Genomic DNA, 1,469 nt, shown 5'->3' with positions numbered 1-1,469 from the left:
TCGCCATAGTGTTCCAGAACTACGCGCTTTATCCGCATATGACGGTGGCGCAGAACATGGCGTTTTCCCTCAAGCTGGCCAAGGTTCCCAAGACCGAAATCCAGACCAAGGTCAATCGCGCCGCCGAGATCCTCGGGCTGCAGTCGTTGCTCGAGCGTCATCCCGGGCAGCTTTCAGGCGGCCAGCGCCAGCGCGTCGCCATGGGCCACGCCATTGTGCGCGACCCGGAGGTGATCCTGTTCGACGAGCCGCTCAGCAACCTCGATGCGAAACTGCGTGTGCAGATGCGCTCCAAAATCAAGGAACTGCACCAGCGGCTCAGGACCACCACCATTTATGTGACTCACGACCAGATCGAGGCCATGACCATGGCCGACAAGATCGTGGTCATGCATGACGGCATCATCGAGCAGATCGGCTCCCCGCTTGATCTATACGACCGGCCCAAGAATCTCTTCGTTGCCGGCTTCATCGGTTCACCCTCGATGAACTTCATCAACGGCACGCTCGGCCCGGACGGCTTCCGCACGGACGGCGGTATATTGATGCCGGTAAAGACGGGAGACCAGCGCGCCAGCGGCATTTCCGCGACCTATGGCATTCGTCCCGAGCACTTCAAGCTCGACGCGGCAGGGTTGCCGCTCGAGGTCGTCGTGGTCGAGCCGACCGGATCGGAAACTCAGGTGCTCGGGCGCATGGGCGAACACAATGTCACCGGCGTGTTCCGCGAACGCATTGACGCCAAGCCCGGCTCGACCATCAACGTCACGCCCGATGCCGCCTGCATCCATCTGTTTGATATCAATGGGGGCCGCCTGAACTAGCGGTCGCCATCGAGTCGAAAGGCCGATCTTGCGGTGCGTTTTGGAGGATCGGCACCAGGGGGCGCTCTGGAGTCGATGCGCCCGACTACGATCCTGCCGTGTCGTTCCCTCCCGGGGCCCGGGAGGCGACTGTACCGATGCGTCTTGCTCAGTCAGCGTCGCCTTTTGACCAAGGCATTTCCTCCGGCATCTCGTTCTACTTGGCGATCCGCTCAGAGCGGATGTCGAGCCGAGGCTGAGCTCCTGCGCGGGGCGCTGGGTCGGCAGTCGACGCCGAGAGGTGAGAAGGTTGTGCGGATAGTGAAAGAGATTTGCTAGACTAGTTTCCGTCCATAAACGTGCGTATTTCAGTGCGTTTACAATGAGTTGCGCACGATTGAAAGCGCCTTGACGGGCGCGGACGGGTCGAAGAGTGCTGTTTGTCGCCAAAATAGTGTCACCGGCGCGTGCGGTGGCGGCCGGCATGGTCGGCGCGGGCAACCTGCGATCCCGGGGGGCAGCTCAGGTCGGCTTGAGGCGGGTGAAGATGACGAGGTTGTAGGCCACGACCGAGGACCAGACGTAGGTCTTGAAGTGATCGAGGCCGCGCCAGGTGCAACGCGCCAAACCGTAAGCACGCTTGAGGCATGAGATGCCGGCCTCGAT

1 protein-coding gene and 1 pseudogene are annotated in these 1,469 nt (G+C 61.5%); one reads left to right on the top strand and one right to left on the bottom strand.

Annotation, left to right across the window (positions count from 1 at the left end; all coding sequences use genetic code 11):
* Nucleotides 1–824: ATP-binding cassette domain-containing protein (locus tag EN780_RS34095; protein WP_245500212.1), on the top strand; the 824-nt coding region annotated here is incomplete at its 5' end.
* 501 nt (nucleotides 825–1,325) lie between these two features.
* Here EN780_RS34095 and EN780_RS34090 read toward each other — a convergent pair.
* Nucleotides 1,326–1,469 (bottom strand): annotated as a pseudogene (locus tag EN780_RS34090) (ISNCY family transposase); the annotation flags it as partial.

It is taken from the genome of Mesorhizobium sp. M4B.F.Ca.ET.089.01.1.1, from assembly GCF_004022605.1.
GTDB classification, from domain to species: Bacteria; Pseudomonadota; Alphaproteobacteria; order Rhizobiales; family Rhizobiaceae; genus Mesorhizobium; species Mesorhizobium abyssinicae.
Note: the sequence above shows the minus strand (reverse complement) of the source record. Positions and strands in the feature narration are given on the sequence as shown.